Annotated in this window: 23 protein-coding genes; 22 read left to right on the forward strand and 1 reads right to left on the reverse strand. The window is 61.3% G+C overall.

The window, feature by feature from the left end; all coding sequences use genetic code 11:
• The 12 genes from PM2_RS19525 (at position 1) to PM2_RS19580 (ending at position 8,303) form a co-directional block, all read left to right on the forward strand.
• Positions 1 to 1,380, forward strand: a complete 1,380-nt coding sequence (locus PM2_RS19525; RefSeq protein WP_028699411.1) for a DUF4055 domain-containing protein — start codon at positions 1 to 3, stop codon at positions 1,378 to 1,380.
• Positions 1,380 to 2,456, forward strand: a complete 1,077-nt coding sequence (locus tag PM2_RS19530; RefSeq protein WP_028699410.1) for a hypothetical protein — start codon at positions 1,380 to 1,382, stop codon at positions 2,454 to 2,456. The genes PM2_RS19525 and PM2_RS19530 overlap by 1 nt, the downstream gene beginning before the upstream one ends.
• Before the next feature lie 149 nt (positions 2,457 to 2,605).
• Entirely contained in the window at positions 2,606 to 3,352 is a 747-nt protein-coding gene (locus PM2_RS19535; protein ID WP_028699409.1) for a DUF6651 domain-containing protein, read from the forward strand.
• Between the two features lie 9 nt (positions 3,353 to 3,361).
• Positions 3,362 to 4,330 (forward strand): major capsid protein, encoded by a 969-nt coding sequence (locus PM2_RS19540; protein ID WP_028699408.1) that lies wholly within the window; start codon positions 3,362 to 3,364, stop codon positions 4,328 to 4,330.
• Positions 4,331 to 4,372: 42 nt separating this feature from the next.
• The gene (locus PM2_RS19545) at positions 4,373 to 4,675 is read left to right on the forward strand and encodes a hypothetical protein (protein WP_028699407.1); all 303 of its coding nucleotides are present in this window, start codon (positions 4,373 to 4,375) and stop codon (positions 4,673 to 4,675) included.
• Positions 4,675 to 5,046 (forward strand): hypothetical protein, encoded by a 372-nt coding sequence (locus PM2_RS19550; RefSeq protein WP_028699406.1) that lies wholly within the window; start codon positions 4,675 to 4,677, stop codon positions 5,044 to 5,046. The genes PM2_RS19545 and PM2_RS19550 overlap by 1 nt, the downstream gene beginning before the upstream one ends.
• A 1-nt stretch (position 5,047) precedes the next feature.
• Positions 5,048 to 5,431, forward strand: a complete 384-nt coding sequence (locus PM2_RS19555) for a hypothetical protein (protein ID WP_028699405.1) — start codon at positions 5,048 to 5,050, stop codon at positions 5,429 to 5,431.
• Positions 5,432 to 5,434: 3 nt separating this feature from the next.
• Complete coding sequence (locus PM2_RS19560) at positions 5,435 to 5,821, forward strand: hypothetical protein (protein ID WP_028699404.1); 387 nt, start codon at positions 5,435 to 5,437, stop codon at positions 5,819 to 5,821.
• A complete protein-coding gene (locus tag PM2_RS19565; RefSeq protein ID WP_028699403.1) occupies positions 5,818 to 6,222 on the forward strand; it encodes a phage tail terminator-like protein in 405 nt (134 codons plus the stop codon). Before PM2_RS19560 ends, PM2_RS19565 begins: the two co-directional genes overlap by 4 nt.
• A gap of 61 nt (positions 6,223 to 6,283) precedes the next feature.
• Positions 6,284 to 7,453, forward strand: a complete 1,170-nt coding sequence (locus PM2_RS19570) for a phage tail tube protein (protein ID WP_028699402.1) — start codon at positions 6,284 to 6,286, stop codon at positions 7,451 to 7,453.
• A gap of 56 nt (positions 7,454 to 7,509) precedes the next feature.
• Positions 7,510 to 8,025 carry a phage-derived protein YdaY family protein gene (locus tag PM2_RS19575; RefSeq protein WP_233425961.1) on the forward strand — a complete coding sequence of 172 codons (516 nt, stop codon included), beginning with the start codon at positions 7,510 to 7,512 and terminating at the stop codon, positions 8,023 to 8,025.
• A 14-nt stretch (positions 8,026 to 8,039) separates the two neighbouring features.
• Complete coding sequence (locus tag PM2_RS19580; protein ID WP_042132300.1) at positions 8,040 to 8,303, forward strand: hypothetical protein; 264 nt, start codon at positions 8,040 to 8,042, stop codon at positions 8,301 to 8,303.
• A 233-nt stretch (positions 8,304 to 8,536) separates the two neighbouring features.
• On the opposite strand, the gene PM2_RS19585 is transcribed toward PM2_RS19580, so the two are convergent.
• Complete coding sequence (locus tag PM2_RS19585) at positions 8,537 to 9,028, reverse strand: hypothetical protein (RefSeq protein ID WP_028699400.1); 492 nt, start codon at positions 9,026 to 9,028, stop codon at positions 8,537 to 8,539.
• Between the two features lie 173 nt (positions 9,029 to 9,201).
• Between PM2_RS19585 and PM2_RS19590 the strand changes: the two genes are divergently transcribed.
• From PM2_RS19590 to PM2_RS31800, 10 genes are all read left to right on the forward strand, one after another.
• Complete coding sequence (locus PM2_RS19590) at positions 9,202 to 9,639, forward strand: hypothetical protein (protein WP_028699399.1); 438 nt, start codon at positions 9,202 to 9,204, stop codon at positions 9,637 to 9,639.
• A 121-nt stretch (positions 9,640 to 9,760) separates the two neighbouring features.
• Positions 9,761 to 10,057, forward strand: coding sequence for a zinc ribbon domain-containing protein (locus PM2_RS19595; protein ID WP_028699398.1), 297 nt, complete (start codon positions 9,761 to 9,763; stop codon positions 10,055 to 10,057).
• A 61-nt stretch (positions 10,058 to 10,118) separates the two neighbouring features.
• A complete protein-coding gene (locus PM2_RS19600) occupies positions 10,119 to 12,776 on the forward strand; it encodes a phage tail tape measure protein (RefSeq protein WP_051564703.1) in 2,658 nt (885 codons plus the stop codon).
• 15 nt (positions 12,777 to 12,791) lie between these two features.
• Complete coding sequence (locus PM2_RS19605; protein WP_028699397.1) at positions 12,792 to 13,376, forward strand: hypothetical protein; 585 nt, start codon at positions 12,792 to 12,794, stop codon at positions 13,374 to 13,376.
• Positions 13,376 to 13,978 (forward strand): hypothetical protein, encoded by a 603-nt coding sequence (locus PM2_RS19610; RefSeq protein ID WP_028699396.1) that lies wholly within the window; start codon positions 13,376 to 13,378, stop codon positions 13,976 to 13,978. Before PM2_RS19605 ends, PM2_RS19610 begins: the two co-directional genes overlap by 1 nt.
• 2 nt (positions 13,979 to 13,980) lie before the next feature.
• Positions 13,981 to 14,379: a DUF6950 family protein gene (locus PM2_RS19615; protein WP_028699395.1), complete on the forward strand. Its 399-nt coding sequence runs from the start codon at positions 13,981 to 13,983 to the stop codon at positions 14,377 to 14,379.
• Positions 14,379 to 19,418 carry a phage tail tip fiber protein gene (locus PM2_RS30235; RefSeq protein ID WP_080694014.1) on the forward strand — a complete coding sequence of 1,680 codons (5,040 nt, stop codon included), beginning with the start codon at positions 14,379 to 14,381 and terminating at the stop codon, positions 19,416 to 19,418. Before PM2_RS19615 ends, PM2_RS30235 begins: the two co-directional genes overlap by 1 nt.
• Positions 19,418 to 20,473 carry a hypothetical protein gene (locus PM2_RS19625; RefSeq protein WP_028699394.1) on the forward strand — a complete coding sequence of 352 codons (1,056 nt, stop codon included), beginning with the start codon at positions 19,418 to 19,420 and terminating at the stop codon, positions 20,471 to 20,473. Before PM2_RS30235 ends, PM2_RS19625 begins: the two co-directional genes overlap by 1 nt.
• A gap of 9 nt (positions 20,474 to 20,482) precedes the next feature.
• Entirely contained in the window at positions 20,483 to 21,058 is a 576-nt protein-coding gene (locus PM2_RS19630) for a hypothetical protein (RefSeq protein ID WP_028699393.1), read from the forward strand.
• A gap of 2 nt (positions 21,059 to 21,060) precedes the next feature.
• The gene (locus PM2_RS31800) at positions 21,061 to 21,612 is read left to right on the forward strand and encodes a tail fiber assembly protein (RefSeq protein WP_028699392.1); all 552 of its coding nucleotides are present in this window, start codon (positions 21,061 to 21,063) and stop codon (positions 21,610 to 21,612) included.
• Positions 21,613 to 21,651: the final 39 nt, after the last annotated feature.

A 21,651-nucleotide genomic window follows, 5' to 3' on the forward strand; every position in this document is an offset into this window, starting at 1 on the left:
ATGAGCGATAACCCGAGCTTCACCCTGCCAGCTGTCGACGAGATGCGCCGATACTGGGCGGTGATTTCGCCGCTCATGGGCGGAACGCTGGCGATGCGGGCTGCTGGCCAAAAACTGCTCCCACGGTATCCAGCCGAAGACGAAGACGTCTACAAGGACCGCCTGGCCCAGTCCACACTGCTCCCAGCCTATTCCGAGACGGTCGGCAACATGACCTCTCGCGTGTTCGCAGAGCCGCTTCAGGTTGGTGATGACGTTCCGCCAGAGATTGCCGAAATGACCGTCGATATCGACCTGGCTGGCAATGACCTGAACAACTGGGCCGTGGAGTTCTTCCGCAATGGCCTGAGCCATGGCCTGTGCCATGCGCTGGTGGATCATCCTGCAGTGCAGGCTGGCCGCACGCGGGCAGAGGAAAAGGCCTCCGGGGTTCGCCCTTACACCGTATTGGTGAAGCCTGAGCAAGTCCTGGGCTGGAAGTCCAACGGCAGCGTCCTGACCCACTTCCGCTACATCGAGATGATCGAAGAGGAGGATGGCGAGTTTGGGGTGGAATGCGTCCTGCAGATCCGGGTGCTTGAGCCTGGCCTGTGGTGGACCTACCGTGTCGCCAAGAATGGCGGGGCCTGGGCTATCCATGACGAAGGCGTCACCAGCCTGGACCACATCCCGCTGGTCACCTTCTACACCGGCCGCACGGGCTTCATGACGGCCAAGCCGCCACTGCTCGAACTGGCCCACCTGAACGTCAAGCACTGGCAGAGCCAGAGCGACCAAGACAACATCCTGCACGTAATTCGGGTGCCGATCCTGGCGCGCATCGGTGTTCAGCCGATGTATGACAACCAAGGCAAGCCGGTGCCGCCTGAGTTCAAGGTGGGCACTGGCTCGCTGACTGACCTGCCTAAGGACGGCGACCTCAAGTACGTCGAACACACCGGCAAGGCTGTCGAGTCTGGGCGCACCGCGCTTCAGGACCTGCTGGACGAGATGCGCATGGCCGGCGCCAAGCTGCTCACCCCGGACAAGTCCACGACGAAGACCGCCACCCAGGCCGAGGAAGAGGCCGCTCAGGAGCTTTCCCCGCTGGCTCGCATGGCGCACCAGTTCGCCGATTGCCTTGGGCAGCTTCTCCAGTACATGGCTGAGTACCGGGGCCTGAGTGACGGCGGCAGCGTCGAGATGCGCGGCAACTTCGACGTGGACTACATGCCAGAGGTGTCGCTGCCGACGCTGGTATCCATGGCCAACGCCGGGATGATCTCGAAAGAGACACTGTTCGCCGAGATGCAGCGCCGTGGCGTTATCAGCGATGAATACGACTGGGCGGAAGAGCTGGCCAAGATTGACTCCCAAGGCCCAGCCCTTGGGGCGATCTGATGAAGACGGCAAACGAGCAGCTGATTGACGAGCTGATTGGGCATGAGGTCGATCTGTCCAGGTTGAGCAATGCCCAAGTCGTCGCGATCATCAAGATCCTGAACGGTAACGACACTGAGCTGCGTGCGGCGCTGGTGGCTGCCATCGAGGCGCTTGGCACTGACCTGAGCGCTTCGGCGGTGGATGCGGCGCTGTTTCGAGTCAACCAACTGAACAGCGACACCTTCGCCCAGGTTCGTCAGGCCATGGCTGCGCTGACCGATGGCGTGGCCACCTACGAGATCGCTTTCCAGCAAGGACTACTCCAGTCGATCGTGCCCGCCCTGGTGCAGGCCAAGTTCCCGATTCAGGTGGCGCAGTTCAGCCAGGTGAGGGCACAGGCCGCAGCCAGGCCATTCCAGGGGCGATTGCTGTCCGAATGGATGGATGGCATCGAGGCAGACCGAAAGGCGCTGATTCGCAACGCTGTGCGCGCTGGCGTGGTGAATGGCCAGACAACCCCCGAGATCGTGCGAACGATCATGGGCACCCGGGCCGAGAAGTACGCCGATGGGCTGATACATCGCTCACGGCGCGAGGTCGAGTCGGTTGTCCGTTCAGCCGTGTCGCACACCGCCGAGACAGCCAGTGACCGGGCTTTCGAAGCCAACAGCGACATCATCAGCCACGTTGAGTGGTTGAGCACCCTGGACAGCCGGACCTCAACCACTTGCCGTATCAGGGACAGGCTGCCGTACACGCTGGGCACGTATCAGCCCATCGGGCACAAGATCCCGTGGCTTGCCGGGCCAGGCCGCATCCACTTTTGCTGCCGCTCGACCAAGATCCCGATCCTCAAGAGTGCCTTGGCACTGGGAATCAGCGATACGGCAACACGGGCAAGCATGGATGGCCAGGTGCCGCAGCAGACCACCTACGCGCAATGGCTCGGCAGGCAGTCCTCAGCCCGCCAGGACGAGATCCTCGGACCTGAGCGCGGGAAGCTACTGCGCCAGGACAAGCTGAAGCTCGAAGACTTCTACAACGAGCGTGGGAAATTCCTCACCCTCGACGAGCTGCGCGAGCGGCTCAAGTAATTCCGCGCCACGAAACGCAACACCAGCATTTTGTGGCGCGCAATGCAGGCCTCGCTAAGCGCGGGGCTTTTTTCTGCCTGCGGTTCGGATGGACGGGGCGCAATGGGCCGGATGGCTCAACAACAGGCCGGATGGCCCAGAGAGACGAGATGAAACTTAAGACCGTTGAAGTGGATGGCAAGCAGTACGCAGTGATCGAAGATGGCAAGCCCGTCTACACAGATGACGACGGCAAGGACGTCGCATTCGATGCGGTCGGCACCCGCAACACCATCACCCGGCTGAATGCCGAGGCGAAGTCGCACCGTGAGCGCGCGGACGGCTTCGAGAATACTGCGAAGGCGTTCGAAGGCATCGAAGATGCTGCGGCCGCCAAGAAAGCCCTGGAGATCGTCGCCAACCTCGACGCCAAGAAGCTGGTGGATGCCGGCGAGATCGAGAAGGTGAAGGGCGAAATCAGCAAAGCCTTCCAAACCCAGCTGGATGAAGCCAACACCAAGGCGCAGGGCTTCGAGCAGCAGCTGTATGCCGAGAAGATCGGCGGCAGCTTCGCCCGCTCGCAGTACATCGCCGAGAAGATGGCTGTTCCTGCTGACATGGTCCAGGCCACCTTCGGCAGCAACTTCAAGATCGAGGAAGGCAAGGTCGTCGCCTACGACGCCCAGGGCCAGAAGATCTTCAGCCGCTCCCGCCCGGGTGAACTGGCCGACTTCAACGAAGCGCTCGAAACCCTCGTCTCGCAGTACCCGCACCGCGATCACATCCTCAAGGGCTCCGGCGCTCAAGGCACGGGTGCCCACACGACCAATGGTCAAAAGCCTCAGACCAAGGGAAACCTTGGCGGCGACAAGGCTGCGCGCCTGGAAGCCATCAAGGCCATGACCGCAGACGCATAAGGAAACGATATGTCTCTCTCGAACATGAAGGTGTTCAACGAATACCTCAAGCAAACCACCATCGAGACCCTGCAGCAGGACGTCGAGAAGTTCAACGCTGCCTCGGCCGGGGCTATCCGCCTCACCACTCAGGGCATCGACGGCGACTTCCTGCAGGAATCCTTCTGGGCTGGCCTGCACGGCGCTCAACGCCGCGTTGACCGCTACGCCGCCAACAGCTCGCAGGCATCGACCCCGCTTTCGCAGAAGCAGTACGACTCGGTGAAGATCGCCGGCGGCTTCGGCCCGATCATCTGGGAGCCTTCCCAGCTGTCCTGGGTGCAGAAGAACCCGGAGGAAGCGCTGGAGGTCATCAGCCGCAACCTGTCCGAATCGATCATGGCCGACCAGCTGAACACTGCGATCGCCGCCCTGGTGGCCGCCATCGGCAACCAGCCGACCGCTGTGAACGATGTCTCGGCCACCGCCGGCATCACCTACGTCGCCATCAACAACGCCCACGCGCTGTTTGGTGACGCCTCCCAGCGCCTGGTTGCCCAGGTCATGACCGGTGCCATGTACCACAAGTTGATGGGCCAGAACCTCGCCAACGCCGAGCGCCTGTTCCAGTTCAGCGGCGTGCAGGTGGTCGACATCCTGGGCAAGGCGGTGATCATCACCGACGCCGCCGCACTGTTCGAGTCCGGCACCCCGGACAAGCAGAAGGTGCTGAGCCTGGCCGATGGCGCGGCGATGGTGATGGATGGTTCCGACCTGATCACCAACATCGAGACCACCAACGGCAACCAGCGCATCGAGACCACCATGCAGGCCGATTACACCTTCGGCATGGGTCTCAAGGGCTACACCTGGGACACCACCAACGGTGGCAAGTCTCCTACCGACGCTGAGCTGGCGACCGGCTCCAACTGGGACCTGGTGGCGAACAGCATCAAGGCCTCGGCTGGCGTAATGACCATCGGTGACGCCGCGCAGTAATCGGCATAGCGCCCTTCGGGGCGCATTCAACTGGAGACAGACATGTCCGAAAAGATCGTTTACGAGAAACACCCGGTCTCTGCTGAGCGCAAGACTTACCTGCGGCAGAAGGGCTACAAGATCCTCGATGCGCGCTTCGCGCCTGAGGATTACAAACACCCGGAGCCGGTCAAGGAAGTGAAGGCCGGCAATGGTGGCAATGGCAAGACCGCAGCCGAGAAAAAGGCCGCAGCCGAAGCTGAGGCCAAGGAAAAGCTGCAGACTGCCCTGACCGCAAAGGGCATTGAGTTCTCGCCCGAGGCGAGCGCCGCTGACTTGCAGAAACTGCTGGATGAGGCCGCGTAATGACCACCTACATCACCGTCGAGCAGGTAGACGCCCTGCTTGGGCCGACCTGGGCGCCCGACGACCAGAAGGCCCGGGCGGTGCTGATGGCCAACACCTGGCTTACCAATCTCGGCCTGCCTGAGTTCGATCCGGTTCCGGATGACGTGATTCAGGCAGGCGCCGAGATCGCCCGAGAGGCTGCGGCGGGCAACATCTACGGCAGCAAGGAAACCGGCGTACTCAGCAAGTCGGTGGATGCTGACGGGGTGTCCAGCAGCAAGACCTATTCCGAGTACTCCCGAAACATCAGCGCGGGCGAATCGTTCGCCCTGGCGCTGCTGGCGCATTACCTGAACAGCAGCGGCCAGACCAAGATCGTGAGGGGCTGATATGGGGCTTCGCGATGAACTGCAGGCCGACCTTGCGGAAGCCTTCAATACGGACCTAGCCGACGCAGTGCTGGCCTTCACGGGCGAGTACATGGGGCCTGGTGTTATCGATCCGGTTACCGAGGAGAGCACCGCTCAGCCGGTGACCTACACCGGGCGTGGCGTGCTTTCGCGCTACGAAGACACCCGGATCGACAACATCAACATCCTCGTGGGTGATCTGCGCCTCACTGCGCTGGCCAACGAGGTCACGGATACCCCGGATGTCGGGCACAAAATCACGGCGCCCGACCTGATGGACCGCACCAAGCAGGTGGTCTACCTGGTCAAATCGGTGCGGGCTGACCCGACCTCGGCCACCTATCGTGTGCAACTGAGGAAGTGACCTATGGCCAAGCAGGGATGGAGCACACCGCCAAGCCTGTTCGCTGGCGTGGTAGAAGAGGCGCTGACTCAGCGCGTCAGGGTGATCGCCCTGGCCATGCTCAACGAGATCGTACTCCGGTCGCCGGTCGATACCGGTCGGTTCCGTGGCAACAACATCGTGAGCGTGGGCGCGCCGGTGTACGCCAGTAGCGAAAACCTCGATCCATCTGGGTCAGAGACCATCCAGCGCGGCCTATCCGCGATGAGCGGCCTTGAGCCGTACACGCAGGTCTATATCCAGAACAACCTTCCATACGCCACCGCGCTGGAGGACGGCCATTCGAAGCAGGCGCCAGGCGGCGTCTATGCGGTGTCGTTCAACGGCGTTTCCCAGGCCTACAGCTCATGACCTTCGAACAGATCCGCGCCATCGTCATCGGGCGCATGGCGCAGTGGACGGGCATCCCCGCGGATGCTGTCGATTACCCGAACCCGCCAAAACCATTCAATCCGGCAGGGCGCCCCATCTGGGCCCGCCTGTCAGATGTACCAGGCCTGAACAGCACGCCAGAGGTGGGCATCGGCCCATGCGTGCGGCAGACCGGCATCGTCATTATTCAACTGTTCGTGCCTACCTACAGCGGCACCCTGGCCATCACCCGGGCGGTCGATACGCTGGTCACCCAGTTCCAGTACTACAGCGCCCCGGAAGGCCCGTTCGACTTCTTCGAGGCATCACCGCAGGTCGTCGGAGACGACGGCAACAACTGGTACCAGGTCAATGTCCGGGTTCCATACCGGGCCTACTGAGCCCTCAACATCCACCGCCACATGGCGGTTTTTTTACGCCTATTGATAGGAGAAACACGCCATGTCGAGTGGTGCCAAGGTTGCAACCGCCTGGATTCGTGAAGTCACGCCAGGCACCACCCCGCCAGGCCCCTGGAACGTGCTGACTCGTACCAGCTTCGGGGTTGGGCCCACCTACAACACTGCCGAGAACAACGAGATCGGCGAAGACCGCATGTCGCAGGGCACCGCCCAGACCACCGTGGACGTGGCCGGCGATGTCGGCACCAAGATGCGCTTCGGCGCGCTTGACGAGTTCATGGCCTCCTGCTTCGGCAAGGACTGGGACAACAACGTCTTGACCATGGGCAACGACCGCATCAGCTTCAGCCTGGGCTACTATGCCGCGGACGTCGGCATCGCCGGCAAGGCCACCGGCGCCCAGGTCGCCACCATGAACATCCAGGTGCCGAACGACGGCGAGATCGAGGTGACCACCACCTTCGCCGCGACCGGCTGGCAGGACAAGGCCGACGACAGCAACTTCATCCTCACTCCGGTTGCCGAGGCCTTCCAGCGGCGCTACGGCTTCAAGGACGTCTCCGGCCTGAAGCTGAACGGGGTGCAGGTCGGCGACAACAACGTCTGCGTCGACACCTTCAACCTGCAGTTCGACAACGCCGTCCAGACCCAGCGCTGCATCGGCAACGGCACCCCCTTCGCCGGCAACATCATCCCGACCACCTTTACCCCGTCGGGCAGCATCACCCTGAGCTGGGCCAAGACGGCATACGAGCTGTGGAAGAAGCAGCAGACCGGCGACGCGATCAGCTTCGAGTTCACCCTGGGCAATGCCGACGGCGCCTACGACTTCCTGATCCCGGAGATGGAGATCAGCGGATCCTGGCCGGATGGCGGCGCCACCGACATCATCCAGGTGGAACTGACCTATACCGCCCGCCGCGTGTCGCCGACCATCACTCGTCGCCCGGCACCGCCGGCGCCCACCGGCGTGACCGTGGCTCCGTCGACCGCCAGCGTGGCAGTGGCCGCAACCACCAACCTCGCCGCCACTGTGGCCCCTGCTGGCGCGACCCAGACCGTCACTTGGTCCAGCTCCGATGCGAGCAAGGCCTCCGTCAGCGCCTCCGGTGTTGTGACCGGCGTGGCTGCAGGCACCGCGACCATCACCGCCACCAGCACCGTTGATGGCACCAAGAAAGGCACCGCGGCGATCACCGTCACGGCGTAACCATTGCCCGGCACGCCCTGCGGTGCGTGTCGGGCCTTTTACCGCAGAGGAAGACCATGGGATTCACCATTGCTCGCAAGCCCGAGCTGGACCTCCACGGCCAACGCTGGGTGGAGTTCGCCCCGGGCGCCAAGATCCTGGTCGGCTCCGCCGCTGACCCGGTGTACCGATCGCACCGCGCGCTGATCAACCGACACCTGGCGGCAGTCGATTCCCAGGCCGGCGTCGGCACCAAGCAGTTCAGCGTTGCACAGATACCCCAGGCCGAGATCGAGGTCGACGACGAGCTCTACATGGACCTGGTGGCGCACCACCTGATCAAGGATTGGCAGGGCGTCGACGTGGCCGAGCGTCCGGGCGAGCCGGCGCCGTACGCCCCGGAGCTCGGCAAGGCCCTGATCGAGCAGATGCCGAGCGTCTACTTCTTGGCCCTGCGCACCGGCGTCGACATCGCCAACCGCGTCGAGGAGCGCATCAAGGAGTCGGTGGGAAAGCTCTCGCCGTCTACCGATGGGGCCGCGACTGGGCGGGCGAAGAGAACGAGAAAAAGCGCTGGAAACGTGAGCGCCTGAACAACGTAGCAAAGGTGCCGCCGGCCCCGGAGATTGACCCGGTCACTGACCAACTGCTCGACGCCTACAACGCGATCAGCAGGTCCCGGCAGTACGTCGGCATGATGGCCGCGCCGGCGCCGATCACCGCAGGCATGGTGAGCGAGTACCTGGCCCGACACCCGACTGCCATCAATCGCGACGAGCTCGAGGTAGTGGTGTTCGCCCTGGATGAAGAATTCCGCGCCAACTGGGCGGAGCAGAACGGTAACGAAAAAGACGCGTCGGTCAGCGCCTGATGGAGCCTCCGATCAAGACGGCACTAGCCAAAAATACAAAGGGTTAAGCCGAATGAAGATCAGCCAGCACGAAATGACCGCTGTATTTGTCGCAGGCCGGCGCGAAGAGAGGTCGACGGAATGCTACCTGAGCTTTGTTGGCCGCACAGACCCACTGCTGTACCTGGATCTGTGGGCGAGCGGCGGGAAGCGGATAGGATTCGTTGAACTTCGCTATATGGCAGATGACTCGACTAACCCCCTAGCGACTGCAGGAACGTACGAAGTAGCGGGCCTGCTGCCGGAAGGCTTTCCATGCCCAGGTCCAATAGTTTCTCTGTCAGGCGTTTTGTGGCCTCGGCGGGTAATCCACGAATGACGGAGAGGATTGAGTTTTTCTCATCCTCGGCGAGATCTGATGCTGCGATCTTGGCTTCGATAAGCCCCTTGATGGTGTCCTCATGAAGCTTGATCGTTACAACGCCTAGTATGGCGCTGAGCCCGCCATCGTTTGCTAGAAAATCCATGCCGCGATGGTTGATCTTTGTCAGGTATGGTTCCGGTACTTGGCAGCCTATGTAGCTACTGAATTTCGCATCAACCAGTCCATGTTCGTATAGGTAATGAATGTTGGCAGTTGCCACGCTAGGCTCATGGAAGAGCGTGTGCATATTGTCGGCCTGCATAGGGTAAATAGCTTCAAGCCTCCTGAGTATCTCCAGCTGCAGATCTCTATCGAGTTTCATGTACCTCTCCTTGGTGATGACTTGATGGGGCAACGCTACTATGCCCAGGCCCAGCCCACGTACTGGATTTCCGTCCAGGGTGGATGGGTGGACAAGGGCAGGGTTGATTGTCGTATAGCGCCGACGGCTGCCTCGTCGTGGTAGATTGCCCTCTCATTTCAAGGAGGGGAACAGTGAAAAGACTGGTACTGATAGTGCTGGCCTGCATCACAGCAACCGGATGCGAGACAACTAGGGTTTCGCCTGATGCTGCATTCCAGGTTCCGGCAGGTGATGTTTACGCCTTCAGCCGCTCAACGGCCCCTGATGATGCAAGGATCGTTTTCACCCAAGACGCGGGCGCATTGAGTTGCTTTGGCGCAGGAATGCAAGTTTTCCTAAATGAGAAGCTTGCGGCCGAGACCAGCAGCGGGAAATCGGTGACCCTCTACCATCTGCCAGGCCCTGTGCAGTTGAGCATCAAAAACAACATGGGGTGTGCAGGTGGCGACCTGCGAGGCCTACTACTGGATTTGAAGCCCGGTTACTCGTACCAGGTCCGAGGATATCGCGGTACATGGGATAAGGCGGAGCCACTGCTGACAACGCCTGCTCCATTCAAGTATCGCTAGACTCCGGGCGGCTCATGGTAATGTAAGGGCACCTTCGGGTGCTCTTTTCTTTTTGTCGAATTACTCAGTTTGGTGATGGCGCCATGCGATGGTAGATTGCCCTCATCAACAAGGAGGGTTCATGGAACTGTTCATCATCTGGCTGGCATTGGCCGGCGTGACTGCCTATTTCGCAAAGCAGAAGGGCAGAAATCCAGTGGGCTGGTTCATCATTGGTTTTGTCTTCCCAGCTATCGGGCTTGTCGCTGTATGGCTGGCAAATCCGCTGGGGGTAGACGAGCAGAAGAGTATCGAGATCGCCAGGAAATTTGGTGTCTCCTCCCTTTATCGAAAGTGTCCATTCTGCGCCGAGGTTGTCCAAAGGGAAGCCATCAAGTGCAAACACTGCCAGTCTGACCTAGAGCTGGTCAAAGAATGACCTGAGACCAAACGAAGATAAGCCCGCCATGCGCGGGTTTTTTTATGCCTGGAGATATTGCATGGCTCAAGAATCGCGCCTTGCCGTAACCATTGACTCACGCGGCGCGCAGCGTGACGCAGCCTCTATGAGGAAAGAGCTTGAGTCTCTTGAGTCATCTGGTAATCGTGTAGCGTCGGCAATGGACAAGTCTGGAGCATCTATCGAAGGGGCCGGGCGGCGTTCTGATGCGAGCTCAAGAAGGGTTGGTGGCCTGGCTGCCGAAACCGATAAGCTACTTGGTGTCGTGGGAGGACTGGCCGCGCCATTTGCGGCGGCCTTCAGCGTTTCGAAGATCGCGCAGTATTCGGAGCAGTACACCAATCTGACAAACCGCCTGAGGCTTGTTACCGAAGGAACTGAGCAATTAGCGTTTGCTCAGGATTCTGTGTACAGGGTTGCTCAGAACTCTAGGCAGTCGCTCCAAAGTACCGCTGAGGTGTATCAGCGGGTGGCCCAGAATGCGAGGCAGCTTGGGCTGAGTTTTGCTGACGTGGAGAGCGTCACCGAGACAGTATCGAAGACCGTTGCACTGAGTGGCGCCAGTGCCCAGGCGGCTGAGGCCTCCATGGTCCAGTTTGGTCAGGCTCTCGCCTCTGGCACCCTTCGCGGTGATGAGCTCAACAGCATAATGGAGCAGACACCGGCGCTCGCTCAGGCGATTGCGCGCGGTCTCGGCGTCTCTATTGGGCAACTGCGCACCATGGGGTCTGAGGGGAAGCTCACGTCTGAGGCAGTCGTTAAGGCGCTGCAGAGCCAGAAAGACAAGGTGGACGAGCTCAGCGGCAGCCTTCAGGTCACGGTCAGTCAATCGATAACTGCATTCAACAACTCGCTGGTGACAACAGTCGGGAAGCTTGATGATGCTACTGGTGCCAGCGCCCGGTTGGCTCGTGGCATTGTATCCATGGCAGAGGCTATGGATAGGTTCAACTCCGGTGAGTTCCTGGATTTCTTCCGGGACGACAAGCAGACAGTGGCCGGGCTGAACAATGAGCTCAGCGTCACTCTCGCTGGAATTCGAGACCTGCAGAATGCGAGGTCAAAGCTGTCATCTACCGACTCGAGTGATACGGTTTTCTTCAAGTTCAAATTCTACAGCCGCGAGGAACTGGACAAGGAAATTGCCGGGCTGGAGAGCCGAGCCGCCTCTGTCAGGGCAGTAGTTGCGCAGATGCAGAAGACTGCAGCGCAGCCATCTCTCCAGACACCGAAAGGGGATGATCCAGGTAAGAAGGTGAATGCTGAGTACGAGAAACTTTTAGCCAACCTGAAAAAACAGGCTGCACTTGAGGGCGAAAACACTGAAGCCGCAAAGGTGCGGTATGCAATTGAGGCTGGAGAGCTTGGGAAGCTGCTTCCTGAGCAAGAAAAGCTACTTCTGAAATACGCCCAAGAAAAGGATGCAAAGGCGGCAGCGGAGAAAGCGTCCAAGAAAGCAGCTGCGGAGGCAGCCAAGGCTCAAGCTGCGACCGGCAATGGGCTATCAGAATCGCTCAACACCTTCTCCCGCCTGTACGCTCAGTACGACCCAGCATCCCAGGCCGCCCGCGCCCTGACCAAGGAACAGCAGCAGCTGGACCTAGCCTTCAAGAAGGGCAAGATCAGCCAGGAGGAGTACGGCAAGGCGCTGGCGCAGGCCTCGACGAACTATGCCGCTGCGATCAAGGGCGCCCAGGGCCTGACCCAGGCCGAGCAGTACCGGGCGCAGATGGAGCGGCAGCTGGCCACCCAGCGCATGGAGTACGCTGCGCAGGCCGATGCCGTGGGCATGGGCCAAAAGGACGCCACGCGCATGCAGGAGCGCCTGCGGATCGAGCAGGACACCAACAACCGCATCCTGCAACTGCAGACCGAGCTGGCCAATGCCCAGGGCGAGAAGCAGCGGCAGGACTTGCAGGCGCAGATCGACATCGAGCGCGAGTTTCTCCAGAAGAGAGTCGCTGCCCAGCGCGAAGGATGGGCGCAGATCGATCAGGCCCAGGCCGACTGGAGCAACGGCGCCCGCGGTGCCTTCCAGGACTACATGGACAGTGCCCGGGACGTGGCGGGGCAGACTCGCAACCTGTTCAGCAACGCCTTCGGCAACATGGAAGACGCCGTGGTCAATTTCGTGAACACCGGCAAGCTTTCCTTCAAGGATTTCGCTGACCAGGTCGTCGCAGATCTCATCCGTATTCAGGTGCGGCAGGCTGCGGCAGGCTTCCTGGGTTCGGCATTTGGCTTCCTCACTGGCGGAAGTCAGGCGCTGGGGCAGGGCACTATGACTGGCTTCAGCGAGCCGCTCAAGCAGCTTTCCACTGGCGGCTACACCGGAGACGGCGGCAAGTTCGAGCCGAAGGGTGTCGTGCACGGCGGGGAGTACGTGGTTCGCAAGGAGGTCGTCAGCCAGCCCGGTATGCGCGACCACCTCGACCGGCTCAACAGGAAGGGGTATGCCAGTGGCGGATACGTTGAGCCCGCTGGAGCTCCAGCGCAGGGCTATACGCCTGCGCCATCAGCAGTCGCCAGCCTTCCTCCGATTGTCCAGCACATCACCGTTCAAGGAACCGCCGACGACGCCACCCTGGCCCGCATCCAGCAGGCCGCCCAGAAAGGTGCGCAGGATGGCTACAACATGGTCCTGCGCGACCTGAAGACCAACGGCCCGGCCCGTCAGCTCATCGCCCGCAACCGATAGATCAAGGAGCACTGCATGGCTCTCGCATGGCCCGCATCGCTGCCCGTGTCTGAAATGACGTGGGGCATAGTCAACAACAGCCGGGCATTCACCTCGACGCTGTCCAACGCTCAGCAGATCGTCGGCCAGCCAGGGGCGTACTGGCAGTGCACCTTAACCTTCGGGTTGCTCACCCGGGCGCAGGAGCGTCAGCTTTCGGCGTTCCTGGGGGATCTGGACGGGATGTTCGGCACTTTCAACTTGCCAGCGCTGACGCGGCGGCGCACCGATAGCGTCGGCAGCCTCAGCGTGGTCACCGGTACGGCTCAATCTCGATCTATGCAAGTTGCCGGCGCTACACCTGGTTCGCATGTGTTTGCCCCGGGGGATTACCTCACGGTTGCTGGTGAAATGTTCGAAGTGGTGCGCCCGGTCACCGCCACCGCCCAAGGCCAGGCGGTCGTCCCGCTCAACAAGCGGATCAGGCGCACGCTGACGCCCGGGGCGGCGATCGAGTACCTCAATCCCTACTCCGAAATGCGGATGACCCAGGACACCTGGGCGATGACCGTGCGCCCGGTCGTTTCCAGCGGCAGCTATCAGTTCAGGGAGGCTTTCTGATGCCCTCGACATTCCCCTTCAGCCAAAGCGTGGTCGATATCATTGCCACTGGACGATTCATGACTGTCTACGCCTGCCAGCTCGACTTCGAGGATGGCCCGGTCTACGCGCATACCGGCACCGGTGACCTGGTGATCGACGGCATCACCTACCTCGGGGTAGGGCAGTTCGGCGAGGTCGGGCAGTCGCAGGAAAGCGACAACTCGAACTCGCCCATGTCCGTCGACCTGGCCCTGACCGGCCTGGACAGCTACATCATCACTGAGACCAACATCCGCGGCTGTCGTGGGCGGTCCGGCAAGCTCCTGTTCGTGGTGTATGACGAGCAGGGCAACTACGCCGCCGACATCCTGTTCTCTGGCCGCATGGACGCTGCCACCTTCTCCTACGCCGGCAATGGCGAGGACGGCAACAAGATCACCGTGCCGATCGTGGACCGAATGGCTGAGTGGAGCCGCACCGGTACCGAGCGCTTCACCGACGAAAACCACCGCGCCAGGCACCAGGGCGATCGGTTCTTCTATGCCGTCGCCCAAATGTCCGAGTGGCCCATCTACTGGGGCTCTAAGAAGGACGCCCCGACGTTCACCTACGAGAAATAGGCATGCGCTACCGAGACTGGACAACACGCCTCAGCGAAGTGATCAAGGCCGCCCTAGAGCGGCCTTTTTCATGGGGCGAATTTGACTGCTGCCTGTTCGCTGCTGATTGCGCGGTGGCGGTGTGCGGCACCGATCCGGCCGTGGCCTATCGCGGCACCTACAAGACCGAGGCGGGCGCCAAGCGGGCGCTGAAGAAGCGGCACGGCAGTCTTGAGGCGGCCTGGGATGCCTGCTTCACCCGGGTGACCCCGGCGTACATCCAGCGCGGTGACGTCGCGATGTACGAGGCGCCCGGCGGCAAGTCCATGGCGGTCTTCTGGGCCAATGAATTCTGGGCGACCACTGACGACGGGGTGGCCCGCGTGGTTTGTGACCCGCTTGCTGTGTGGAGAGTTGAATAATGTCTGGTGGCGTAAAGAAGCTCGCTCAGGTCGTGGTCGGTGCTGTCGTAGGCTTTGCGCAGGGCGGCCCATGGGGCGCAGTTGCGGGCGCAGCGCTGGCTTTCTACGCCGCCGAGCAGCAAGAAAAGCTCAACACTAAGTCACCTTTGCGTGACAGCGAGCCGTCAGCGCAGACCGTCCGCTCGTCCAAAGCCCCAGCCAGGTTCATACTCGGCCGCGTGAGCACCGGCGGCGTTCTGGTGTGGGCTCAGGAGCAGGCCGGCGACCAAACCGATGGCGAATGGCTGCACCTGGTCTACGTGTTGTGTGAAGGCGCTGTCGATGGCCTAGAGAATATCTACTTGGGTGAGGAAGATATCGCCGCCTACGGCGAGCACGCTTCCTACGAGCTGGTGGTCAATCCTACCGCGGTCAACGCCTTCCTAAAGGCCAACTGTCCGGACTGGAAGGATGAGCAGATCGGCCGCGGCCTGTCGTTCGTGCGCCTGTCGCTACGCTACAGCGCCGAGAAGTTCCCGTCCGGCATCCCCGACGCGCGTTTCATCGTGCGCGGGCGCAACGACATCTACGACCCGCGCACTGGGGCATCCAGCTATAGCGAGAACACCGCGCTGCAGATCCTTTGGTTCCTTCGCAACCGGTGTGGTGTGCCGGATGATGAGATTGTCTTCGAGACCTTCGCCAGCGGAGCGAACGTATGCGACGAATCCGTCGGCAATCCCGACGGCACGACCAGCCCACGCTACCGCAGCAGCTGCGTCATCGGCGCTGACGAGCAGCGCACCAACGTATTGCAGAAGCTGGAGGCAGCGTGTGGTGGGAAGGCCATTCGTGTGGGCGGTCGCTGGATGTTCCAGGCGGGGGCCTACTACGGGCCTTATGACTTCGAGATCACCGAAGACATGGTGATTGGCACTATCACCGGAAGTACCGAGCCGACCAACGACGCAGCGATCAACACAGTGCGCGGCACGTTCATTGATCCGTCTCAGTCGTGGACCGAGACTGACTACCCCGAGGTCAGCATCGCCGACTGGGTAGTAGCAGATGGCGGGGAGGCGGCTGAGACCCTTACGTTCTCCTACGTCAGCAATGCCTACCAGGCGCAGCGCCTGGCCAACATCGAGCTGCGCAAGCGCCGCGCGGGCGGCACCATCAACGTGCCGATGAACTTCCTTGGCTACAACTGCCGTCCTGGCCGCGCAGTGCGTGTGAACTTGCCGTCGCTGAATATACTTGGCGAGTTCATCGTCACCAACTGGAGCATGGGGAGCAGCGAAGGGTGCACGGCATCGCTGCAGCAGTACGATGCAGCGCAGTTTGATGATGCTGTCGGCCAGCCCTACAACCCAATCGGCTTCATCAGCCTGCCAGCCGGGGGCTTGGGCAGCCCGACCGGGCTCGCCTGGGCTACGGACGAATCGGCAGAGGTTGTCCAGGGCACTCTGAGCTGGGTGCAGCCGATTGGCATCGTCACTTCGTACGCAGTGACTGTGCGCCAAGGCGCAAATGCGGTGCAGGCGCAGCAGGTTCCGGCTACCACCCTACAGCTGCCGCTCTCCGGCCTGCCGTCTGGCAACTACACCATGAGCGTTGCCGCCCTGGGACCGCTGACCCGGTCCGGCGAGACCAGCATCACCGTGAGCATCGGCGGTCCCCCGATCCCTGAGTCGTGCGTGGTTCAGGCGACCATCGACACCATCACACTGATCCCGGGCAACACGCTGCACGGCCTCAACGGCGGGACCTACGAGTATTTCTTCTCGACCAACCCGCAGACCGCCGAGGGCGAGTACCTCGGTCAGGGCCTGTCCTTGACCCATACCGGGCTGGCATTCGCCACCAACTACGCCTATTTCATCCGCTCGAAGAATGCCTATGGGGTGAGCGCGTTCCTGAAGGTGGTGGCTTCCACGTCGTCCGACATGAGCAACATGCTTGGCGCTCTTAAGGACAAGATCGAATCCGGGCAGCTCGCGCCTGTGCTGCGCCAGGAGATTTCGTTGATCTCCGGCCCGCCAACTCAGGCCGGATCGGTTGCCCAGCGCGTAGCTGCTGAGGCGACTGCCCGTGCCCAAGCCATCGCCGCCGAAACGCAAGCGCGAACCAAGGCCATAAGCGACGAGGCTGCGGCCCGTGCACAGGGCTTGCTGTCCGAAGCCCAGGCTCGCGGGGCGGCGATCACCAGTGAGGCGCAGGCCCGCCAGTCGGCGGACGATTCGCTAAGCCAGAAGATCGACACCGTCACGGCTTCGGCCGGTAACAATGCGGCGGCGATCCAAGCAGAGGCGACCGCCCGGGCCAATGCTGACTCGGCACTGGGCCAGCGCATTGATACTGTGGCGACCAGCACGGCCGCGAACACCGCAGCGATCGGCAACGAGACTACGGCGCGGACCAACGCAGACACTGCACTGGCCGCACAGATTGCTACGCTGCGTGCCGAGTCTGGCGGGTTCGATTCCGCGCTCAACTATGGCTTTGCCTCGACTGTTGAGGGATGGACCGGTACGCGCTGTATGCTGGCAATCGAGAACGGCCGGCTCATCGTTACCAATAACGGGACCGGTGCGGCGTATCTGGGCTCTCCGGTGGTGTCACTCAAAGGGCGTGATCATGACCGAATCCGTTGCCGTATCACACGGCGTGCGGGTTCGGGGTGGAATGGCCAGGTCACCTACGTTACCGCCAACCATGCTTCATCGACGTCCTACCGCAAAGTGATCCCGGATCCCGGCTTGGCGGTTGGCCAGACCGTGGTGCTTGAATGGGACATGTCGCAGCTCACCAATGGCGGCAGCGACTGGACGGATAGCACGGTCACCAGGTTCTACCTGTGGATCAGCTCCGGCACGACCGATGTGTTCGAGATCGACTGGATTGCCGTCGGCCAGATCGCGCCGTCGGCATCGGTGGCGTCGGTGGTGGACGAGCGCACTGCCCGGATCAGTGGTGATGAGGCGAACGCAGCGGCTGCTACCGCACTGCAGAGCAGCTTGACTACCACCAATCAGAACGTCACCGCTGCCCAGCAAGCCGCTCAGGACGCGGCCACGCTGGCGGGAGGGAAAGGCAAGGTACTGGTGCAGGCGACGGCGCCGGCCGTGGCTGACCGCTTGGCGCAGAACCTCTGGATCGACACCACGAGCGATGCCAACACCCCAAAACGGTGGAATGGTACTGCCTGGGTGGCGGTGACAGACAAGGTGGCCACCGATGCTGCTGCCGCTGCGCAGTCGGCACTGTCGCAGTTGGCCGGCAAAGCCGACGCTTCGGCATTGCAGGCGCTCAGCACGACCGTCAGTAACCATGGCAACACGCTGTCGAGTCAAGGCAGCAGCATCACCGAGCTCAACAACAACCTGCAGACCACCAACGGCAACGTCGCCACGGCTCAACAGGCAGCCCAGGCTGCGGCCAGTCTGGCCGGGAGCAAGGGCAAAGTGCTGTATCAGTCGGCGGCGCCGGCGGTGGCCGATCGCCAGGCCGAGAACCTGTGGTTCGATACCACCGGCGCGGCGAATACGCCCAAGCGCTGGAACGGCAGCGCCTGGGTGGCCGTCACCGACAAGGTCGCGACCGATGCTGCGGCTGCAGCTGCTAGTGCCTTGGCACAGGTGGCGAACAAAGCGGATGCCTCGGCGCTGCAGGCCTTGGATTCCGAGGTTAAAAGCCAAGGCACCCTGCTAACCAGTCAGAGCACAGCGCTCACACAGCTCAAAGCTTCGATTGGGCAGCAGCCGGACAACCTGATCCTCCGAGGCAGTTTCGAGGATGGTCTGACTGATCCGTGGACGGCCAACCCGGTGATCACCAACATCTCCGCGCACCCGTCCGCAGGTAAGGGGATTTCGTTCTACGGCAATAGCTTCTGCGGTGTGGACTACAACATCGTTACCAAGGGAGGTGAGCAGTTCGACCTGGCGGCCGATATTTGGCCGAACTACATGACGGCAGGGCAGACAACTCGCTTACAAATGCAGTTCCGGGACAAGGCTGGGACGAGCCTTGGATACTTCACGGCGTTCTCGGTGCCGGCGGGGACCACAGGCTTCCAGACTTTCACTGGTCGTATCACAGCGCCGGCCGGGTCAGTCTCGGCCCGGTTCGTCACCCGCACCGAGCCAGCGGATAGCACCGGTCGTTCGCTGTGGTGCAACATCGTTGCTCGTCGAGTGACTGCTGCTGATTCCGCCAACGCGGATGCCGTAAGCACGCTGAGCAGCACGGTTACCCAGCAGGGCACGACGTTGACCAGCCAAGGGCAATCGCTGCTCAGCTTGGCCAACCGCATGACCGATGCCGAGGGCGTGAATAGCGCCCAGGCAACGGCCATCAGCCAGATTGACACCACGGTCAAGCAGCAAGGCACCGCGATCACCGCGCAAGCCACCCGCCTGGACGGGCTGTATGTCCAGGTGAACCCGGAAATGGAGGGCGATAGCACCGGCTTGGCCGGCGCAACGGGTGGACTGGTTGGCGTATGGACTGAACAATCGGCGCGGATCGAGGATGGGATTGCCGTAGGGCGGCAGGTCGAAACAGTTCAGGCGCAGATGGGGCAGACCAATGCCTCGGTGCAGCAAGTCAGCGAGGTCGTGGCCGGCGTCGATGGTCGAGTGTCTGCTCTTTCGTCTTGGAAGACCGAGACGAACGCCAATGGCAAGAAGGTGGCCACCGGCATCGTCCAGGGAAGTGATGGATCGGTTGGTGAAATTCTGCTGTCGGCCGACCGCGTAGCGATCATAAATGGATTGAACGGGCCTGAGGCAAACCTGTTTGTCTTCCAAAATGGCCAACTTTTCCTGAACTCGGCGCTGATCAACCAAGCGTTCATCCAGAGCCTGGTCGTGGGCATGACGCTCCGGTCCCAAGCGGTTAACGCTCAGGGCCTGCCGCTGATCGAGATCAATTTGGCCTCTGGGTCATTTACGGTGCGCGGGCAGGATGCCAGTGGATCGACATTACTCAACAACGGCGGTTTGTACGTTTACGACGCCAATGGCATCGAGCGTGCGGCAGTGGGGAGGCTTACCTAATGGCTGATCTGCGCGGGCTCCGGACGAAGGATGTGGCCGGGGCTGTGACTTTCGATACAACCATCACCCCAGTCAGATCACTGAAAATGATGCAGGTCACAGGGAATACCGCCTTCGACCAATACATCTCGATCCCAGAGATACAGGCCGCCTCGTTCGTGGTGGTTGATGCATTGTTTGATGCAGGGGAGAACACCTATAGCCCGCAGGCGTGGTACTCGCAAGGCCAGCTGCAACTCAGGCAGGCAGAAAACCGTGCATGGCAGGTAATGATCCTCTCGCAAGGAGGTGAGCCATTTGCCGCGCCGGGCAGCTACGGGATACGGGCGCTCAACAACAACGTCCGTACTCAGATCGACGCAATCAACCGAGTGCTTACGATCCGCTACAACGGAAATTTCAACATAGGGTTTCAAGGTCCAGGCAGCGGTACGCAGATCCAGTGGGGTGATGTGAACTTCGCCGCACCTATCACCACATACGAGCGGCCGCTAATTTTCCTCAATGCTGCCAACTATATGATGGTTGGCAACTTCTATGTCAAAGGCAGCCCAGGCAACTGGACGGGCTTTCGCATCAAGGCCTGGAACAACAACCAGGCGCATGGTGATGTCGCGCTGTATCCAATGCAGATCAAGTGGTTCTGCGCGAGCTACCTAACACCCAATACACCCGCTGGGGACTACGGCGCCTCGGTCAAGGATGCCACCGGTGCCCGTACGTTCGTCACAACCGCCAACCTTTCACTACTGAACGGCCAGCCTGCCAGTAACAGCTTCGTCCAAACGGGTGACCCGATTTCAGGTGGCGCCTATTACCACCCTAGTCAGCAGATGCCGTGGACAGGCAGCTATGACGACTACGTGCTGGCGAACGCTTTGTTCTCCTGCACCAACATTCAGCAGACCGCCCAGCCTATCCGGACCAACTACGGAGGCTTCTTGCCGGGAAATCGGTCGATTCTGCAGATGTACTGCGACAACGCCTCTGGCATCAACCCGCTCACCGCGAATGGGCGAACACTATTTGCGTCCAGGCCCATGAAGCCTCTTTAAGGAACAGACATGGCAAAGCAAGTAATCAACCTCGGGTCTTCGCCAACAGGTGCCGGCGGGGACGATCGCCGTTCGGCTTGGGTGAAGGCCAAGGCCAACTTCACCGAGCTCTACAATTGGCTATCGAACTTGTCGCAAGGCGACGATGTAGCGACTGCGCTGCCTGCTTCTTTGCCGGTGGCCAAGGGTGGCACTGGCGGCACCACTCAGGCAGCTGCACGCACAGGCCTGGGTCTTGGCAGTTCGGCAACCCTAAACACCGGCGCCGCCCAGGGAAACGTGGCTGTTGTCGGGTTTCGCGGACTTGGCATCCAAGGACTTGCTAAAGCCTCATCCGTAAACGTTGTGCTCAGCGGATTCGATGCGTACGACAACACGGTTACCGCGTACTCGCCGTCGACCTACGGCAGCATGCTGACGATGGGCTATCCGTTCGGCGATTGGGCGGGGCAATTGTTCATCAGTTGCACGCCGCAGAGCAAAGCCTGGATTCGTGGCGGCTCACAAGCCAACGCCCCTTTTTACGAGATCTACACCACCGGCAACACCACCCGTGCCGCTGACGGCACATTGAAGGCGATCTGAACATGGCAAGAGCAGCAATCAACATCCTGGGTGACGGTTCGATCATGGACATTACTTCGCTCGGCAGAGGAGACATCTCTGTAGCGCATCCCAGCCCTGGTCAGTACCTGGTGACTGGCACGCTAGGAATGTGCCCTCCGCCAGAGGGCTGGGGGTATGTGATCAACCAAGCGGACTCAGGAGCATCTGTCGCTATCTCGTTCACAGATGGCGTCCTGTTGGTCAGCGTGGCCAAGGAAGGAGAGCCGGCCGACCTGGTTCACAGCATCACCTTGCACGTATCTGTGGAAGATCTGCCAGCCCCTCAGATTCCCGATAGCCATGCTCCAGAACCGGTAGATCCACTGGCGCTGGCTCAGGTGGAGGCAGGTCGGCTGCGAGCAATTGCCGACGCTGCCATTGCGCCGCTGCAGGATGCTGTCGATCTGGATGACGCCACGGTGGATGAAATGCGCCGCCTCACGGCTTGGAAGCGGTACCGCGTTGCCTTGAACAGGCTACCAGAGCAGGCGGGCTGGCCAACTGAAATCGACTGGCCAGCGCTACCGGCCTGACTACAAGTCACATCGAAACCCAACCGCCACCTGGCGGTA

The sequence above is a fragment of the Pseudomonas monteilii NBRC 103158 = DSM 14164 genome (genome assembly GCF_000730605.1).
Classification (GTDB): domain Bacteria; phylum Pseudomonadota; class Gammaproteobacteria; order Pseudomonadales; family Pseudomonadaceae; genus Aquipseudomonas; species Aquipseudomonas monteilii.

Bases quoted from the DNA above. Each gene is read 5' to 3' on its own strand.
- PM2_RS19525 (WP_028699411.1), top strand. From the start codon at position 1: ATGAGCGATAACCCGAGCTTCACCCTGCCAGCTGTCGACGAGATGCGC.
- PM2_RS19530 (WP_028699410.1), top strand. From the start codon at position 1,380: ATGAAGACGGCAAACGAGCAGCTGATTGACGAGCTGATTGGGCATGAG.
- PM2_RS19535 (WP_028699409.1), top strand. From the start codon at position 2,606: ATGAAACTTAAGACCGTTGAAGTGGATGGCAAGCAGTACGCAGTGATC.
- PM2_RS19540 (WP_028699408.1), top strand. From the start codon at position 3,362: ATGTCTCTCTCGAACATGAAGGTGTTCAACGAATACCTCAAGCAAACC.
- PM2_RS19545 (WP_028699407.1), top strand. From the start codon at position 4,373: ATGTCCGAAAAGATCGTTTACGAGAAACACCCGGTCTCTGCTGAGCGC.
- PM2_RS19550 (WP_028699406.1), top strand. From the start codon at position 4,675: ATGACCACCTACATCACCGTCGAGCAGGTAGACGCCCTGCTTGGGCCG.
- PM2_RS19555 (WP_028699405.1), top strand. From the start codon at position 5,048: ATGGGGCTTCGCGATGAACTGCAGGCCGACCTTGCGGAAGCCTTCAAT.
- PM2_RS19560 (WP_028699404.1), top strand. From the start codon at position 5,435: ATGGCCAAGCAGGGATGGAGCACACCGCCAAGCCTGTTCGCTGGCGTG.
- PM2_RS19565 (WP_028699403.1), top strand. From the start codon at position 5,818: ATGACCTTCGAACAGATCCGCGCCATCGTCATCGGGCGCATGGCGCAG.
- PM2_RS19570 (WP_028699402.1), top strand. From the start codon at position 6,284: ATGTCGAGTGGTGCCAAGGTTGCAACCGCCTGGATTCGTGAAGTCACG.
- PM2_RS19575 (WP_233425961.1), top strand. From the start codon at position 7,510: ATGGGATTCACCATTGCTCGCAAGCCCGAGCTGGACCTCCACGGCCAA.
- PM2_RS19585 (WP_028699400.1), bottom strand. From the start codon at position 9,028: ATGAAACTCGATAGAGATCTGCAGCTGGAGATACTCAGGAGGCTTGAA.
- PM2_RS19595 (WP_028699398.1), top strand. From the start codon at position 9,761: ATGGAACTGTTCATCATCTGGCTGGCATTGGCCGGCGTGACTGCCTAT.
- PM2_RS19600 (WP_051564703.1), top strand. From the start codon at position 10,119: ATGGCTCAAGAATCGCGCCTTGCCGTAACCATTGACTCACGCGGCGCG.
- PM2_RS19605 (WP_028699397.1), top strand. From the start codon at position 12,792: ATGGCTCTCGCATGGCCCGCATCGCTGCCCGTGTCTGAAATGACGTGG.
- PM2_RS19610 (WP_028699396.1), top strand. From the start codon at position 13,376: ATGCCCTCGACATTCCCCTTCAGCCAAAGCGTGGTCGATATCATTGCC.
- PM2_RS19615 (WP_028699395.1), top strand. From the start codon at position 13,981: ATGCGCTACCGAGACTGGACAACACGCCTCAGCGAAGTGATCAAGGCC.
- PM2_RS30235 (WP_080694014.1), top strand. From the start codon at position 14,379: ATGTCTGGTGGCGTAAAGAAGCTCGCTCAGGTCGTGGTCGGTGCTGTC.
- PM2_RS19625 (WP_028699394.1), top strand. From the start codon at position 19,418: ATGGCTGATCTGCGCGGGCTCCGGACGAAGGATGTGGCCGGGGCTGTG.
- PM2_RS19630 (WP_028699393.1), top strand. From the start codon at position 20,483: ATGGCAAAGCAAGTAATCAACCTCGGGTCTTCGCCAACAGGTGCCGGC.
- PM2_RS31800 (WP_028699392.1), top strand. From the start codon at position 21,061: ATGGCAAGAGCAGCAATCAACATCCTGGGTGACGGTTCGATCATGGAC.